The sequence below is a fragment of the Kocuria sp. NBRC 114282 genome, assembly GCF_030268385.1.
Classification (GTDB): domain Bacteria; phylum Actinomycetota; class Actinomycetes; order Actinomycetales; family Micrococcaceae; genus Kocuria; species Kocuria palustris.
Window position 1 is genome coordinate 402,811 of the sequence record NZ_BSQO01000002.1, and the last position, 16,747, is coordinate 419,557.

Annotated in this window: 11 protein-coding genes; 6 read left to right on the top strand and 5 right to left on the bottom strand. The window is 71.3% G+C overall.

Annotation, left to right across the window (positions count from 1 at the left end; all coding sequences use genetic code 11):
- Nucleotides 1–259 precede the first annotated feature (259 nt).
- On the bottom strand, nt 260–4,036 hold the full coding sequence (locus QSJ40_RS05525) for a multifunctional oxoglutarate decarboxylase/oxoglutarate dehydrogenase thiamine pyrophosphate-binding subunit/dihydrolipoyllysine-residue succinyltransferase subunit (RefSeq protein ID WP_285729465.1): 3,777 nt from the start codon (nt 4,034–4,036) through the stop codon (nt 260–262).
- Nucleotides 4,037–4,294: 258 nt separating this feature from the next.
- On the opposite strand from QSJ40_RS05525, the gene guaB1 reads away from it, so the two are divergent.
- The 4 genes from guaB1 to QSJ40_RS05545 all read left to right on the top strand — a co-directional run bounded on the left by guaB1 (nt 4,295) and on the right by QSJ40_RS05545 (nt 8,758).
- Nucleotides 4,295–5,776, top strand: coding sequence for a GMP reductase (guaB1, locus tag QSJ40_RS05530; RefSeq protein WP_285729468.1), 1,482 nt, complete (start codon nt 4,295–4,297; stop codon nt 5,774–5,776).
- 221 nt (nt 5,777–5,997) lie between these two features.
- The gene (locus QSJ40_RS05535; protein ID WP_285729470.1) at nt 5,998–6,915 is read left to right on the top strand and encodes a metal ABC transporter solute-binding protein, Zn/Mn family; all 918 of its coding nucleotides are present in this window, start codon (nt 5,998–6,000) and stop codon (nt 6,913–6,915) included.
- A complete protein-coding gene (locus QSJ40_RS05540; protein WP_006215237.1) occupies nt 6,912–7,802 on the top strand; it encodes a metal ABC transporter ATP-binding protein in 891 nt (296 codons plus the stop codon). Before QSJ40_RS05535 ends, QSJ40_RS05540 begins: the two co-directional genes overlap by 4 nt.
- Nucleotides 7,793–8,758 (top strand): metal ABC transporter permease, encoded by a 966-nt coding sequence (locus QSJ40_RS05545; RefSeq protein WP_024290803.1) that lies wholly within the window; start codon nt 7,793–7,795, stop codon nt 8,756–8,758. The genes QSJ40_RS05540 and QSJ40_RS05545 overlap by 10 nt, the downstream gene beginning before the upstream one ends.
- Here the strand turns inward: QSJ40_RS05545 and QSJ40_RS05550 are convergent.
- On the bottom strand, nt 8,680–9,660 hold the full coding sequence (locus QSJ40_RS05550) for a diacylglycerol/lipid kinase family protein (RefSeq protein WP_040561234.1): 981 nt from the start codon (nt 9,658–9,660) through the stop codon (nt 8,680–8,682). The genes QSJ40_RS05545 and QSJ40_RS05550 overlap by 79 nt on opposite strands.
- Nucleotides 9,657–10,130: a Fur family transcriptional regulator gene (locus QSJ40_RS05555; protein ID WP_053447142.1), complete on the bottom strand. Its 474-nt coding sequence runs from the start codon at nt 10,128–10,130 to the stop codon at nt 9,657–9,659. Before QSJ40_RS05555 ends, QSJ40_RS05550 begins: the two co-directional genes overlap by 4 nt.
- Before the next feature lie 218 nt (nt 10,131–10,348).
- On the opposite strand from QSJ40_RS05555, the gene QSJ40_RS05560 reads away from it, so the two are divergent.
- Together QSJ40_RS05560 and QSJ40_RS05565 are read left to right on the top strand one after the other, a co-directional pair.
- Nucleotides 10,349–11,023, top strand: coding sequence for an MBL fold metallo-hydrolase (locus QSJ40_RS05560; protein ID WP_206389984.1), 675 nt, complete (start codon nt 10,349–10,351; stop codon nt 11,021–11,023).
- A gap of 53 nt (nt 11,024–11,076) precedes the next feature.
- A complete protein-coding gene (locus tag QSJ40_RS05565) occupies nt 11,077–11,505 on the top strand; it encodes an HIT family protein (protein WP_006215233.1) in 429 nt (142 codons plus the stop codon).
- A gap of 156 nt (nt 11,506–11,661) precedes the next feature.
- On the opposite strand, the gene hrpA is transcribed toward QSJ40_RS05565, so the two are convergent.
- Both hrpA and QSJ40_RS05575 read right to left on the bottom strand, forming a co-directional pair.
- Entirely contained in the window at nt 11,662–15,810 is a 4,149-nt protein-coding gene (gene hrpA, locus QSJ40_RS05570) for an ATP-dependent RNA helicase HrpA (RefSeq protein WP_285729477.1), read from the bottom strand.
- An 83-nt stretch (nt 15,811–15,893) separates the two neighbouring features.
- Nucleotides 15,894–16,742: a fructosamine kinase family protein gene (locus tag QSJ40_RS05575; RefSeq protein WP_271403939.1), complete on the bottom strand. Its 849-nt coding sequence runs from the start codon at nt 16,740–16,742 to the stop codon at nt 15,894–15,896.
- Nucleotides 16,743–16,747 lie beyond the last annotated feature (5 nt).

Below are 16,747 nucleotides of genomic sequence, written 5' to 3' on the forward strand. Positions count from 1 at the left end.
GCACGGATGGTGGGCGGTGCGGTCCGGGCCTCGGGGGAGGGCCTCGATCGGGCCGCCGGTGACTCAGGCACCCGTCTCATGCAGCCTGTGCCGCCGCTGTGGCAACGGTACATCCTGCGGGGCCGCGCACGGGCACCGCGCGGGACATGGGACGACGGGTGACGCCTGGTCGTGACGACGGCGCCCGGCCCTCCTGCCGCCGCAGCGGGAGGCGGACCGGGCGCCGTCGTCAGGTGCGCCCTGGGGCGCGGCGATCGGCTCAGCGGCCCTCGAAGAGCTCCTCGATGAGGGTCTCGAGCTCGAGGGAGTGGCGCTTGGCCGAGCCGGCTGCCGGGGAGGCCGAGGCCGGGCGCGAGACCAGCGAGACGCGGCGGTCGAGCTCCGGGACCAGGTTGACGGCCATGAAGGGCCACGGGCCCTGGTTGGCCGGCTCGTCCTGCGCCCACACGACCTCGGCGTTCGGGTACTTGGCCAGCTCCGCGCGGATCTCCTCGCTCGGCAGCGGGTAGAGCTGCTCGACGCGCACGATGGCGGTGCTGCGATCGTCGCTCTTCTCGCGGTGCGCGGCGAGGTCGTAGTACAGGCGGCCGGAGACGAGCACCACGCGGGTGACCTTCTCGGCATCCAGACCGGCCTGGTCCTCGATCACCGGGCGGAACGTGCCCGAGGTGAAGTCCTCGACCTGCGAGCTGGCGGCCTTCAGCCGCAGCAGCTGCTTGGGAGCGGCCACGATCAGCGGCTTGCGAGGACGGGCGTAGGCCTGACGACGCAGCATGTGGAAGTGGTTCGCCGGGGTCGACGGCTGCGCCACGATCATGTTGCGCTCGGCGCACAGCGCGAGGAAGCGCTCGATGCGGGCCGAGGAGTGGTCCGGGCCCTGACCCTCGTAGCCGTGCGGCAGCAGCATGACCAGCGACGAGCGCTGGCCCCACTTCTGCTCGGCCGAGGAGACGAACTCGTCCACGATCGTCTGGGCGCCGTTGATGAAGTCGCCGAACTGCGCCTCCCACACGGTCAGGGCGTCCGGGCGCTCGACGGAGTAGCCGTACTCGAAGCCGAGCACGCCGTACTCGGAGAGCGGCGAGTTGTAGATCGCCAGCGTCTCCTGGTCATCGACCAGGCCGTTGATCGGGATCCACGGCTTGCCGGTCTCGTTGTCGAAGAGCACCGCGTGGCGCTGGGTGAACGTGCCGCGCTGGACGTCCTGGCCCGACATCCGCACCGGGATGCCCTCCATCAGCAGGGAGCCGAAGGCCATGATCTCGCCCATGCCCCAGTCGATGCCGCCGTCGACGGTCATCTTGGCGCGGCGCTCGAGCAGCTTGGTGAGCTTGCGGTGGACCGTGAAGTCCTCCGGCGACTCGAGGTGGGCCTGCCCGATACGACGGGCGGTGTCCACGGAGATGGCGGTCGAGCGGGGGATGGAGATCCCGGAATCGGCCTGCTGGGCCGAGGGGCGCTCGATGTTCGAGATCGCGGCGGCATCGCCGGTGACCAGCGGGGCCTCGGAGGTCTGGGCCTCGTGGGTCTCGGTGAACACCCGCTCCAGGCGCTCCTGGTAGTCCTTGAGCGCGCGATCGGCCTCGTCCTGGCTGATGTCGCCGCGGCCCACGAGGTTCTCGGTGTAGACCCGGCGCGTGGAGCGCTTCTGATCGATCATGTCGTACATCACCGGCTGGGTCATCGAGGGGTCATCGCCCTCGTTGTGACCGCGGCGGCGGTAGCAGATCAGGTCGATCACGACGTCCTTGTGGAAGCGCTCGCGGTACTCGAAGGCCAGCTGGCCCACGTGGGTGACGGCCTCGGGGTCATCGGCGTTGACGTGGAAGGTCGGCACCTGCACGGCGCGGGCGACGTCCGTGGCGTAGGTCGAGGTGCGACCGGCCTCCGGACCGGTGGTGAACCCGATCTGGTTGTTCACCACGACGTGCACCGTGCCGCCCGTGGCGTAGGCGGGCAGCTCGGCCATCTGCATGACCTCGTAGACCACGCCCTGACCGGCCATGGCGGCATCGCCGTGGACCTGGATGGGCAGCACCGGGAAGGTGCCGTCGCCCTCGGGGCCTGCGCCCAGGACATCGGTCTTGGCGCGGGCGACGCCCTCGATCACCGGATCGGCGGCCTCGAGGTGCGACGGGTTGGCACCCAGGTAGACCTGGGTCTGGTTGCCGGCATCCGAGGTGAAGGTGCCCTCGGTGCCCAGGTGGTACTTGACGTCGCCGGAGCCCTCGGCGCGGGGATCCTGGCCGCCGTCGAACTCGCGGAAGACCTGGGCGTAGGACTTGCCGGCGATGTTCGTCAGCACGTTGAGGCGCCCGCGGTGGGCCATGGCGATGGCCACGCCGGCGAGGTTCTGATCGGCGGCATCGGAGATCACGGCGTCGAGCAGCGGGATCAGCGACTCGCCGCCCTCCAGCGAGAAGCGCTTCTGGCCGACGTACTTGGTCTGCAGGAAGGTCTCGAAGGCCTCGGCCGCGTTGAGGCGGCTGAGGATGCGGAACTGCTCCTCACGCGAGGGCTTGGTGTAGCCCTTCTCCAGGCGCTCCTGGAAGAACTCGCGCTCCTGGGGGGCGTCCAGGTGCATGTACTCGACGCCGATCGTGCGGCAGTAGGCATCGCGCAGCAGGCCCAGGATGGTGCGCAGGGTCAGCATGCGCGCCCCGCCGAAGCCGCCGGTGGGCCACTCGCGGTCCAGGTCCCACAGCGACAGGCCGTAGGTGCGGATGTCCAGATCCGGGTGGGCGCGCTGTTCGTAGCCCAGCGGGTTGATGGCGGCCATCAGGTGGCCCCGGACGCGGTAGGCGTGGATCAGCTGCTGGATCCGGGCGACCTTGTTGACCTCGGTCTCCGGGTTCACCTGGTTGTCGGTGACCCAGCGCACGGGCTCGTAGGGGATCCTCAGCCCGTGGAAGACCTCGTCCCAGAACTCGTCGCCGAGCAGGTAGGACTCGATCAGCTTCAGGAACTCGCCGGAGCCGGCGCCCTGGATGACGCGGTGGTCGTAGGTCGAGGTCAGGGTGATGACCTTGGAGATCGCATTGCGCGCCAAGGTGCGGGGGGAGGAGCCGCGGAACTCGGCGGGGTAGTCCAGTGCGCCGACGCCCACGATCGTGGCCTGGCCCTTGGACAGGCGGGGCACGGAGTGCACGGTGCCGATGCCGCCGGGGTTGGTCAGCGAGACCGTGGTGCCGGCGTAGTCGTCCATGGTCAGCTCGCCCTTGCGGGCACGGCCGACCATGTCCTCGTAGGCATCCCAGAACTCCCGGAAGGTGAGGTCCTCGGCGCCCTTGATGTTGGGCACCACCAGGTTGCGCGAGCCGTCCTTGTTGGGCAGGTCGATCGCCAGGCCGAAGTTGACGTGCGCCGGGTGGATGGCCACCGGCTTGCCGTCCTGCTCCTCATAGGTGACGTTCATGGACGGCATCTTCTTCAGCGCCTTGATGACGGCGTAGCCGATCAGGTGCGTGAAGGAGACCTTGCCGCCGCGGTTGCGGGCCAGGTGGGAGTTGATGACGATGCGGTTGTCGATCAGCAGCTTGGCCGGCACCGCGCGCACGGTCGTGGCGGTGGGGACCGACAGGGAGGCCTCCATGTTGGCGGCCACGGCCTTGGCCGGCCCGCGCAGCTTCACCACCTTGTCCTGCGGCTCGTCCTGCGGCTGCTCTGCGGATCCTGCCGAGGTGGACTCCACTGGGGTGCTCTCCTGGGTGCTCTTGTTCGTGGTCTTCTGGGGGGCGGGCTTCGAGGCGGCGGCGCTCGGGCCTTTCTGCTGCGCGGCGGAGGACGGCGCCGGCTTCTTCGCCGGTGCCTCCGCCTCTGCTGCGGACTCGTTCGTCGTGGCCTCTGCCGGGGGCTTCGGGGAAGCTGCCGCGCTGTCGCTGCCGGAGGATGCGGCGCGGTCCATGGCCTCGAACACCGGCCACCAGTCACGATCGACCGAGTCGCGATCCTTCCGGTAGCGCTCGTAGAGGTCCTCGACCAGCCACTCGTTGCCCGCGAACTCTTCCGGGATCAGATCTCGTGGTGTGCTTGGCACGTGCCTACGCCTCATTCTGTCGTCAGTATCGCCGCGGCCGCCGTCGGCCGGGCCTGAGGACCGCCCTGCCGGGTCCGGACCCTGAAGGGCGGCTCGTCGTCGAATCCGCCCGTTCCGACTCAGCCCGGGACGCGGCTGGAGGCGCTGCTCCCGGGTGCGGTCATATGCATCCAGAGTCTAGTAGGGCGAGTCGGCCAGGGCCAGCAGGGGCCGCGCCCGTGGCCTGCGCGGCTGAACGGCGGTCCTAGACTTCGGTGCGTGCGATTCCTCAACACCCCTGTCACGGATCTGACCTACGACGACGCCTTCCTGGTCCCGTCGTCCTCCGCGACCTCCTCGCGCTTCGACGTGGACCTGGCGGCGCCCGATCCGACCGGCTCCACGATCCCGCTGGTGGCCGCGAACATGACCGCGGTGACCGGCAAGCGGATGGTCGAGTCCATGGCCCGGCGCGGCGGCCTGGCAGTGCTGCCGCAGGACCTCCCGCTGGAGGTCGTGGCCCGGGAGACCGACTGGGTCAAGGCGCGTCCCCTGCGCTTCCTCTCGGCGCGCACCTTCCGCGCTGAGGACACCGTCCACGACGCCCGGACGCGACTGGGCGAGTACGCCCACGGCAGCGTGCTGGTCGTCGACGACGACGGTCGACTGCTCGGGCTCGTCCAGGAGCCGGACTACCAGGAGGCGGACAGCGGCGCCTCGCTGCGCTCGGTCATGCGCACGGACCTGCCGGCGATCCCGGAGCAGGACCTGGCCGTCGAGGGCATCGGTGCGCCCCCGTCGTCGCTGGTGCCGACCATGGCAGCCGTCAGCCAGCGCCTGGCGCAGTCCGGCACCGAGGCGGCCCCGGTGGTCTCCGCCGAGGGCATCGCGCTCGGCGTGATCACCTCCCAGGCGGCTGTGCGCGCCACGATCTACGCGCCGAGCACGGATGCCGACGGACGGCTGAGGGTCGCCGCGGCCATCGGCATCAACGGCGATGTGGAGGGTCGGGCCCGAGCGCTCGTCGAGGCCGGCGTCGACGTGCTGGTGGTCGACACCGCTCACGGGCACCAGCGGAAGATGCTGCAGGCGCTGGAGACCGTGCGGACGGTGGCCGCCTCCCGCCCGATCGTGGCGGGCAACGTGGTCACGGCGGACGGCGTGCGCGACCTGCTGGGGGCCGGGGCGGACATCGTGAAGGTCGGTGTGGGCCCGGGGGCCATGTGCACGACCCGCATGATGACCGCCGTGGGGCGTCCCCAGCTGTCGGCCGTGCTCGAGTGCGCCGAGGCCGCCGCCGAGCTGGGCGGGTCCGTGTGGGCGGACGGCGGCGTGAAGCATCCCCGGGATGCCGCCCTGGCGCTGGCCGCGGGCGCCAGCCAGGTCATGGTGGGCTCCTGGTTCGCCGGAACCCACGAGAGCCCCGGGGAGCTGCGGCGAGCCGCCGACGGCCGCCTCTACAAGGAGAGCTTCGGCATGGCCTCCACGCGCGCCGTGCTGGCTCGGACCGAGGGGCTGGAGGCCTTCGAGCGCTCGCGCCGGGCCATGTTCGAGGAGGGCATCTCGAGCTCCAGGATGTACCTGGACCCGCGTCGCCCGGGGGTGGAGGACCTGATCGATCACCTCACCGCCGGGGTGCGCAGCTCCATGACCTACGCCGGAGCCTCGGATCTGCCGGAGTTCGCAGATCGCGCTGTGCTCGGCATCCAGAGCCGCTCGGGATATGAGGAGGGCCGCGCGCGCTCCGAGAGCTGGAGCTGAGTGCGCGAGCGGTCGGATCGCGCTCGGGCTGGGTCCGGGCGGCAGCATCTGCTACTGTCGGCGCCTAGATGAAAACGATTATCAATAAGAGCCGGCCCGGCGGGGCGGCCGACGAGCTTCCCGCCGCGGCCCGCGCAGGGCGGCCCGCGGGGCGGCCTCGCCGCGGAAGCCGCTGCTCAGCGACCGGCCTCCTGGCTCTGGCCGCCGTCGGGGCCCTGGCGATGACCGGGTGCACCTCCGGCCATCAGGCTCGGGCAGCGGCGGACGACGAGACGCTGCGCGTCGTCGCCTCGACCTCCGTCTATGCCGACATGGCCCGGGAGATCGGCGGGGATGACGTCGAGGTCACGGCCATCATCGACTCCCCGGCCCAGGACCCCCACTCCTACGAGGCCACGCCGCTGGATGCCCTCATCGTGCGCGACGCCGACCTGGTGATCGTCAACGGCGGAGGCTACGACAGCTTCATGGACGGCCTGCTCGAGGGCTCCGAGGCCCGGGTGATCGACGCCGTCGAGGTCTCCGGCCTGGAGGCGTCGGAGGAGGCTGACGACGAGCACGACCACGAGGAGCACAGCGAGGACGAGAGCGCGCATGAGGCGCACTCCCACGACGGCCACGATCACGCCGCCTTCAACGAGCACGTCTGGTACGACCTGCCGTCCATGGAGCGCCTCAGCGGGGCCCTCGCCGACGGCATCGGCGAGCTGGCGCCGGAGGAGGCCCCCGAGGTGACCGAGCGCGGGCAGCAGTACGCGCACAGCCTCCACGAGCTGGGCGTGCGCGCCGAGGACCTGCACCTCGAGGGCTCCTTCCTGGCCACCGAGCCCGTCGCCGATCACCTGCTCGAGCGCGCCGGTCTCCACGACGCCACTCCCGAGCAGCTCACGGCCGCGGTAGAGAACGGGCTGGACATCCCGCCGCTGCTGTACCTGGAGGCCGAGGAGGCCCTGGAATCCGGGGAGGCGGACGTGCTCGCCTACAACGAGCACACCGCCAGCGGGCAGACCCAGCGGCTGCAGGACACCGCTGAGGAGACCGGGGCGGACGTCGTGTCCTTCACCGAGACCGTCCCGGAAGGCGTCACCTATCTGGAGTGGATGAGCGCGAACGTCGACCAGCTGGAGGAGATCCGATGAGCGCCGGCAGCACCGAGGCGGCACCCGTGGTGGAGTTCCGCCGGGCGAGCCTGTCCATGGGGCGGCGCACCCTGTGGTCCGGGCTGGACCTGCAGATCTCGCCGGGGGAGTACATCGCCGTGCTCGGCGGCAACGGCACGGGCAAGACCTCGCTGCTGCGGGTCCTGCTCGGCCTGCAGCCGCTGAGCGGCGGAGAGGTCCGGGTGCAGGGCCAGGCCCCGCGCCGCGGCTCCACCGGCATCGGCTATGTGCCCCAGCAGAGGGCCTTCGCCCGCGAGGTGCCCATGCGCGGCCGCGACCTGGTGGGCATGGGCCTGGACGGGCACCGCTGGGGGCCGCGCCTGCGCGGCCGCGCGTCCGCCCGGCGCCGGATCGACGAGGCCCTGCAGCGCGTGGGCGCCCTGGACTTCGCGGATGCCCCGGTCGGGCTGCTCTCCGGAGGCGAGCAGCAGCGCCTGCGCATCGCCCAGGCCATGATCACCGACCCGGACCTGCTGCTGTTCGACGAGGCCCTGCTGTCGCTGGACCTGAGCAGGCAGCGCGACGTCGCTGGACTGGTGGCGCAGCAGAGCCGGCGCACCGGGGCGGCCGTCGTGTTCGTCACCCATGACGTGAACCCGATCATCGACGACGTCGACCGCGTGCTGTACCTGGCGAACGGCTCCTTCCGCATCGGCACTCCGGACGAGGTGCTGCGCACCGACGTGCTCTCCGAGCTCTACGGGACCCCGATCGAGGTCGTGCGCGCCGGCGGGCGGATCATCGTGGTCGGCGCCGAGCGCGAGCACGCCCACCATCTCGATTCGGACCCTTCAGCCCACGAGGGCGCTGCGGTCCGACCGCCCCACGACGAAGGGAGCCGTCCGTGGACGACGCCATCTCGCTGAGCACGCTGCTGGAGCAGGTCTTCGTCTTCGAGCGCTATGGCGAGGTCCTGGTCCTGCTGCAGAACTCCCTGTACGCCGGAGCCCTTGTGGGCCTGGTCGGCGGCATCATCGGCACGTTCGTGATGATGCGCGACCTGGCCTTCGCCGTCCACGGCGTCTCGGAGCTGTCCTTCGCCGGCGGGGCGATCGCCCTGCTGGCCGGGACCTCGATCGTGACCGGCTCGCTGCTGGGCTCGGTGATCGCAGCGCTGCTGATCGGTCTGCTGGGTGCCCGATCCCGGGCGGCCAACTCGGTGGTGGGAGTGCTCATGCCGTTCGGGCTAGGCCTGGGCATCCTGGCGCTGTCGCTCTACCAGGGGCGCAGCGCGAACCAGTTCGCGCTGCTGACGGGCCAGATCGTCTCGGTCTCCGAGATCCAGCTGGTCTCGATCGCGATCCTGTCGATCGTGGTCCTGGCGGGGCTGGGGCTGCTGTGGCGGCCGCTGAGCTTCGCCAGCCTGGATCCCGCGGTGGCCCAGGCGCGGGGGCTGCCGATCCGGGGGCTGTCGATCGTGTTCATGCTCCTGCTGGGCGTGGCCGTGGCGCTGTCGGTGCAGATCATCGGCGCCCTGCTGGTGCTGGCCCTGCTGGTGACCCCGGCCGCAGCGGCCATGAGCCTCACGGCCTCCCCAGGACGCGTGGTGGTGCTGTCCGTGGTCTTCGCCGAGGCGGCGATGCTCGGGGGGACGCTTCTGGCGCTGGGCGGATCGCTGCCGATCAGCCCGTACGTCACTACGATCTCGTTCCTGCTGTGGGGCATCGCCCGGCTGCTGGGGCGGCGCCGCCGGGCAAGCGGACGGCTTCCGCGCAGCGGCCGCCCCGCGGGGCAGCCGCAGGCTCAGAGCAGGACGGGCAGCGCCGCGGGTTCGATCGAGATGACGGCAGGGCCGGAGCCCACGGGCTCGCCGTCCGCGTAGATCGGGCCGGTGGCGTCGATCCGCGCGGACAGGGCCGCATCCATGCTGACCTCGGGCAGCTCGGTGTGCGCGGCGCGCATCAGGAGCGGGAACAGGCGAGCGACGCGGGTGCGCGGCATGGCCCGGACCTGGAAGATCTCCAAGACGCCGTCGAAGGCCTCCGCATGCGGGACGATCCGCAGACCGCCTCCGATCGAGGACGTGTTGGCCACGGAGAGCATGAGCAGGCGCCGCGCCGACAGCACGGTCCGCCCTCCCGGCTGCTCGATCTCCAGGGACGTGAACGGAGACGGGTAGCGCAGCACCTCCACCGGAAGAGCGGCCAGATAGCGGGACTCGCCGCGCGGCCAGCGCCAGGAGTTCGCCCGCTGAGCGACCGCGGCGTCGATGCCGCAGCAGGCGGCGGTCGCGTACCAGCGCCGGTTGCCGTCGGCGAGCTCGATGCGCCCCAGATCCATGGACCGCGGGCCCTCGTCGAGACCGCGCAGCACCCGGCCGGCGGCTCGCTCCGGGTCGTTCTGCGGAACGCCCATGTGCCGAGCCAGGTCGTTGCCGGTGCCTGCCGGCACCAGCCCGAACGGGACCGGCTCCAGGCCCCGGTCGCTGCGCTGCCTGAGGACGTTGACCACGGTGTGGACCATGCCGTCCCCGCCCACGGCCACGACGGCGGCCACGGCATCGCCCTCGGCGTCGGCCCGGGACAGCCTGCGCTGCAGGGATGCTCCCCACACCACGCCAGAGCGGTCGGTCGCGTCCTCCGGGGCGGTGCGGACGGTCTCGGTGCGGAAGCCTCCGGTGCGCAGGATGGCCGCCGCGCGCCGGGCCGTGTCCGGGCCGCGGCGCCTCCGCGGATTGACCACCAGGAGGATCAGCGGCGCGGTCCGCGCCGAGGACCGGCTCATGCCGCACCCGGGGCGTCGTCGCCCTCGTCATCGCTCGAGTCCTCGGCCGGGGCCTGAGCGGAGCATCGGGCGCACAGCCCGACGATCTCGACGGTGTGGTCGACCTGCGTGAAGCCGTGATCCTGCGCGGTCTGCGAGGTCCAGCGCTCGATCTCCGGCGCCTGCAGCTCCACGGTCGCTCCGCACCGGCGGCAGACCAGATGGTGGTGATGCTGCTCGGCGGCGCACTGGCGGTAGATGGACTCGCCGTCCTGGCTGCGCAGGACGTCGACCTCCCCGGCCTCGGCCATGGACTGCAGGATCCGGTAGGTCGTGGGCAGGGAGACGGACTCGCCGCTCTCGCGCAGAGCTGCGTGCAGGTCCTGGGTGGAGATGAAGTCGGACTGCGCGCTCATGGCGGCCTGGACCGCGCGGCGCTGGCGGGTCACGCGCACGGCGGCGTGCGGCTGCTGAGCTGACGGCGTGGACAACGAAGGACCTCCTGAACACGATCGCACCCGTGCCTGGGGGACGGCGGCCGGGGGATCCTCCATGCTACTCGGGCGCGGCCCCGGGCCCGGTGCGGTGGACGCGGGGGACGGGGCCCTCGCGAGGTCGCAGCGGATCAGTAGGCTGGGAGCACAGCACCGGCCGCGCCGCGCAGCTAGCGGCGGAACCGCACGGTGCAGGCATCGCTGAGGAGTCCCACGTGAAGCTGACCAAGTACACCCATTCCTGCGTCCGCCTGGAGATCGACGGCACCGTGCTGGTGCTGGATCCTGGCAGCTTCTCCGAGGTCGAGCAGGCCATGGACGGGGCCGATCATCTGCTGATCACTCACACGCATCCCGATCACCTGGATCCCGAGCGCGTTCCGGCGCAGCTGCGGCAGATGCGCGATCTGCAGGTCTGGGCCCCGGGCTCGGTGGCCGCCGATCTGCGCGAGCAGCTCGGCGCGGACGCGACCGACTCGAAGGGAGGCGAGCGCATCCACGACGTCGATGCCGAGACCGAGCTCGATCTGTCGGGCGTGCGGGTGCGCACCTTCGGCGGGCAGCACGCGCTGATCCACCCGCTGATCCGCACGGTCGACAACGTCGGCTACCTCATCGAGGAGCGCGTCTACCATCCCGGGGACTCGCTGATCGTCCCGGACGGCATCACCCCGTCCACCGTGCTGGTCCCGCTGCACGCGCCGTGGTCCAAGATGGCGGAGGTCATCGACTTCCTCATCGCGGTCCGGGCCGAGAAGGCCTACCCCATCCACGACGCCCTGCTCTCGGACAACGGCTTCGGCATCGTGGAGAAGCAGGTCAAGGCCTTCGCCGCCAAGTACGGCACCGACTACGAGCACCTGGACCCCGGCACGACCGTCGAGGCCTGAGCGCACCGCTCGCACAGCACACCCGGAGACACCCGCACACCCAGGAGGACGCAGTGACGACCATCTTCACCCGCATCATCGACGGCGAGATCCCCGGCCGATTCGTCTGGACGGACGACGAGTGCGTCGCCTTCCTCTCGGCGGATCCCCTGTCCACCGGGCACACCCTGGTGGTGCCCCGCCAGGAGATCGACCACTGGCTGGATCTCGACCCGGCGCTGGCCGGACACCTCATGCGCGTCAGCCAGGTCATCGGCCGAGCCCAGCGAGAGATCTTCGAGCCCCAGCGCGTGGGCCAGATGATCCAGGGCTTCGAGGTGCCGCATGTCCACATCCACGTGTGGCCCGTGTCCTCGACCGCGGACTTCGACTTCGCCAATGCGGATCACGATCCGGATCCGGCCGTGATGGACGACGCCGCTCAGCGCATCCGCGAGGGACTGCGCTCGGCCGGCCACGAGGCCCAGGTGCCGCAGGACTGAACCGGATGGGGCCCGCAGGACCCCGGCCGCCACGGCGCCTTGTCAGCAGGCCCCGACGATTCCCGGATCGTCGGGGCCTGCTGACATCCAGCGGCAGAGGCGGCGGGGCACGGCGCGGGTCGGGCCCGGAGCGTCGTCTCCCGGTGCCTTCCCGGATCAGCGAGCAGCGGCGTCTCGCAGCGCCTTGCGCACGCGCTTGGCCGAGACGGTGTGGGCGGTGCCGAGCTCCTGGGCGAACAGCGAGACGCGCAGCTCCTCGAGCTCCCACTCGATCACTGCCAGCGCCTCGGGCACCGGCAGGCCCTTCGGCACGGCGGCCACGGCCTTGTCGAACTCGTCCTCGAGGGACTGGATCTCGCTCATGTTCACGCCGTCGCGCTGGATGTTGGCGGTGCCCACGAGCTTGTCGATGCGCAGCTCCATGGCCTTGAGGTAGCGCGGCAGGTGCTGCAGGTGCGCCCACCCGATACGGGTCACGAAGCCCGGCTTGACCAGGCGGTCGAGCTGCTCTCGGATGTCGGCGAACGCGCTGACGGCTGCCATGGACGACGGTCGCTTGATCCGCTTGCGCACGGAGTTGGCCAGCGTGAGGACCTCGGCCACCAGCGCGGTGACCTGGAAGACGGTCTCGATCTGCTCGGCGCGGACGTCGTCGAAGAGCCGGTCGAACTCCTGGCGGGTCCACGGCGGCTCGGCCGGCACGAGCTTGTCCACGGCGGCGCGGGTGCAGTCCTGGATGAGGGCGTCGACCGACCCGTGGGGATTCTGGGTGAAGACGATCTTCTCCCGGTTGTCCAGATGGTCCGAGATGAACCGCTGGGTGTTCGGCAGGCGGCGCTGCAGCAGCGAGATGGTGCCCGAGCGCTGGGCCGCCCGCTGGTCCTGCTCGGAGGAGAAGATGCGGACGTCGGCGGTGGGCTCGGAGGCCTCGGCGCCGGGGGAGGCCACGAGCGCCGGCCAGCCGGTGATGCGCTGACCGGAGACCACGGTGTCGACCTTGCGCGGCAGGTCCCGCTCGGGCCACTCGGTGAGCCCGTCGCGCTCCAGCGCAGGTCCGGCCGTTTCCTTGCCGCCACCGGAGGCAGGGCCCTTCTTCTTCCGCCCGCTCTTCCCCTGCGAGCCGGAGCCGCCTCCCGGGCCGGGGACGGCACCGGGGCCGGGCACCGGCAGCGCCGAGGCCGAGGTGCCCAGCGATTCGGCCAGCGCGGCGCGGACCTGATCCCGCAGCGCGACCTGCAGGTGCTCGAGGTCCTCGCCCTCGCCGAGGATCCGGTTGCGGGAGTCGCGGACCTGGAAGTGCATGCGCAGGTGCTCGGGCACAGCGGACCAGTCCCACGACCCCGGTGGGATGACGACGCCCTTGAGCTGGCGCAGAGCGCGCTCCAGAGACTGCTCCAGGTCGTCCTGCTCCGGATCGGCTTGAGCGTCGAGCAGCTCGACGGCCCGACGGGCCACATCCGGGGCCGGGACCACGTTCTTGCGCACCTGCTTGGGCAGCGAGCGGATCAGGGCGGTCACCAGCTCCGTGCGCAGACCCGGGATCAGCCAGCGGAAGGGCCCCGGGCGCAGCTGGTGCAGGAAGAGGATCGGCACGCGCACTGTGACGCCGTCGGCCTGGCGCCCGCGCCCGGACCCCTTCCGCTCGGAGGGTCCGGTGCCGGAGCCGGGGGCGAACGTGTAGTCCAGATCCAGGCTCAGCTCACCGCCGTCGGTGCGGGCGATCCAGCGGCGCGGGAAGGCGGAGTCGTCCCAGGTCTCGGCCTGGTCGTCGATCAGCTGCTCGGGGTCGAAGTCGAGCAGGTGCTCGTCCTGGCGCGAGGCCTTCTTCCACCACGTGTCGAAGTGGGTCTGGGAGACGACCTCGGCGGGGACCCGGGCATCGAAGAACTCGTAGAGCGCCTGGTCGTCGACCCGCAGGTCCTTGCGGCGCAGCCGTGACTCGAGCTGCTCGACCTCGGCGAGCTTCCTGCGGTTTCGCTGCACGAAGCGGTGGCGGGTCTGCCAGTCGCCCTCCACGAGGGCCTTCTGCAGGAAGATCTCGCGGGAGGCGACCGGGTCGATCCTCCAGTAGCCCACGGGCCGATCCGCCGCCAGCGGGACGCCGTAGAGGGTGGCCCGCTCCTTGGCCATCACCGCGCCCTGGCTGCGGGACCAGTGCGGCTCGGCGTAGGTGCGCTTGACCAGATCGCCGGCGACCTCCTCGATCCACTGCGGTTCGACCGCGGCGTTCACGCGCGCCCACAGGCGGGAGGTCTCCACGAGCTCGGCAGAGACCACGAAGTCCGGCTTCTTTTTGAACAGCGCCGAGCCCGGGAAGATCGCGAAGCGCGTACCGCGGGCGCCCTGGTAGTCGCGGGTGCGCTCATCGCGCAGGCCGATATGGCTGAGCAGCCCGGCCAGCAGGGACTTGTGGACGTCATCGGCCTTGGCGGCCGGATCGATCTCCCGGTCGCGGCCGACCTCGATGCCCACCGAGCGGCCCATCTGCCGCAGCTGCGTGTAAAGGTCCTGCCACTCTCGGATGCGCAGGAAATTCAGGAACTCGCGCTGCACGGTCTTGCGGAACTGCGAGCTGGACAGCTGCTCCTGCTGCTGCTGGAGGTGCTGCCACAGCAGCAGGAAGCCCAGGAAGTCGGAGCTCGTGTCCTTGAAGCGGGCATGCAGCTCATCGGCCTGAGCCCGCTTCTCCAGCGGGCGCTCGCGGGGGTCCTGGATGGTCAGCGCGGCGGCCAGGATCATGACCTCGCGGGCGCAGCCGCGGCGCTGGCCCTCCACGATCATGCGGCCCAGCCGGGGATCCACGGGCAGCGCGGCCAGAGTGCGACCGGTGCGGGTCAGCGGAGAGCGCTCGTCGTCCCTGTCGCCGCGACCGCGCCCGCGGCGTCCGCGCGAGCCGCGCCCGGAGCGCTCGCCGTCCTGCTCTGCCCGACGGCCGCGGGAGGACTCGGCGGGACGCAGGGCGCCGAGCTCGCGCAGCAGCATCACGCCGTCCTTCACGGCGCGGGACTCGGGCGGCTCCACGAACGGGAACCGGCCGATGTCCTCGGGGGAGTGGACCACCCCGGCAGAGGTCATCTGCAGGATGACAGAGGCCAGGTTGGTGCGCAGGATCTCCGGATCCGTGAACTCGGGACGGGACTCGAAGTCCTCCTGCGAGTACAGCCGGATGCAGATGCCGTCGGAGACGCGGCCGCAGCGGCCTGCGCGCTGATTCGCCGAGGCCTGCGAGATCCGCTCGATCGGCAGGCGCTGGACCTTGGTGCGGGTGGAGTACCGGGAGATGCGCGCCGTGCCGGTGTCGATCACGTACTTGATGCCGGGCACGGTCAGCGAGGTCTCGGCCACGTTGGTGGCCAGCACGATGCGCCGCGAGGAGCCGCGGGAGAACACGCGGTGCTGCTCGGCCATGGACAGCCGGCCGAACAGCGGAAGGACCTCGGTGCCGCGCAGCCGCGGACGATCCGCCACCAGGGACTCGAGCGCGTCCTGGGCATCGCGGATCTCGCGCTCGCCGGAGAAGAAGATCAGGATGTCGCCGCGGTCCTCGTGCGAGAGCTCCTCGACGGCCTCGCACACGGCGTCCAGGGGGTCGCGGTCCTCGTCCTCGAGGCCGTCGTCGTTGTCCTCGTCGATCTCGTGCTCGCCGCTCAGCGGCCGGTAGCGGATCTCGACGGGGTAGGTGCGCCCGGAGACCTCGATGATCGGCGCGGGCTCGGGCTGCGCGTCCTGCGAGCCATCGGTCGGCAGCGGCTCGTGGAAGTGCTGGGCGAAGCGCTCGGGATCGATCGTGGCCGAGGTGATGATCAGCTTCAGATCCGGGCGCTGGGGCAGGAGCGTCTTGAGGTAGCCGAGCAGGAAGTCGATGTTCAGGGAGCGCTCGTGGGCCTCGTCCACGATGATCGCGGAGTAGCGCGAGAGCAGGCGGTCGTGCTGGATCTCGGCAAGCAGGATGCCGTCGGTCATCAGCTTGATCCGCGAGTCCTTGCCCACCTCCGAGGTGAAGCGGACCTGGTAGCCGACCGTCTGGCCGATCTTCTCGCCCATCTCCTCGGCGATGCGCTCGGCCACCGAGCGGGCGGCGATGCGCCGGGGCTGGGTGTGCCCGATCATGCCGGACTCGCCCAGGCCGAGCTCCAAGCACATCTTGGGGATCTGGGTGGTCTTGCCGGAGCCGGTCTCGCCGGCGATCACGACGACCTGATGGTCGCGGATCGCGTCCTGGATGTCCTGGCGCCGGCCCGAGACCGGCAGCTGCTCGGGGTAGACGATCCGGGGGCCGGTGCCCTCGTGCGCGGTGGTGGTCATATCCGGGCCATTCTACGGGGCGGGGACGACGGCCCCGCGGCCGCCGTCCCCCTGGCGGCGCCCTCGTGGGGCAGCGCGGCGCCTCAGAGCAGCTCGAGCGCGCTGCGAGCGGCCCGGTCCGCGGCTCCCAGGTAGGACCCGCCGCGCGGAGGGTCGAAGAGCACCGCGTGGGCGATCAGCACGAAGAGCTGATGCAGCCCCGTGCGCTCGTGCCACCCGTCGCGCAGCGGATGCGCCTCCTGATAGCCGGCCAGGATCTCCTCCAGGTGCGGGGCGCCGAAGACCGAGAGGAAGGCCAGGTCCTGCTCCCGGTGGTCGCCATGGGCGGCGGGGTCGATCAGCACCGCGCCCTGGTCGTCCCACATCAGATTGCCCGCCCACAGGTCGCCGTGGATGCGTGCGGGACGGTCGCCGTCGTCGAACCTCCCCGCTTCGATGGCCTCGGTCGCCCGCTCGATGTCCTCGAGCTCCGAGTCCGTGACGCCGCGGGAGCGCAGCCGCTCGAGCATGGGGCGCAGCCGCTGACCGCCGTAGAAGGCGCCCCAGGAATCCGTCGGCTCGAGCGAGACCTCGATCGGCTGCTCGAGCGGGCCGAACCAGCCGCTGCGCCAGCCCTCTTCCGGGGCGGGACGCGTCCACTGCGAGCTGGCCGCAGGCACCGGCGGTGCCGCGCCGAAGGCCTCCGCGCCCAGGTCATGCGTCTGCGCCAGGGCCCGGCCGAAGCTCCGCGCCGCCTCAGGGGTGGGCTGCGCGGAGCCGATGCGGCCCAGCTCCAGGAAGTCCGCGCCGACGTTGTGGACGGGAGCGCAGCGCACCGGACCCTCATCGAGCCACAGCAGTCCGGCTGCCTCCAGGGCGAAGACGCCGGGGGAAGAGCCGTCGGAGGACTTGCGGTGGATCTGGTGCTCCGCAGGCTTGCGATCACGTGTCATGCCAC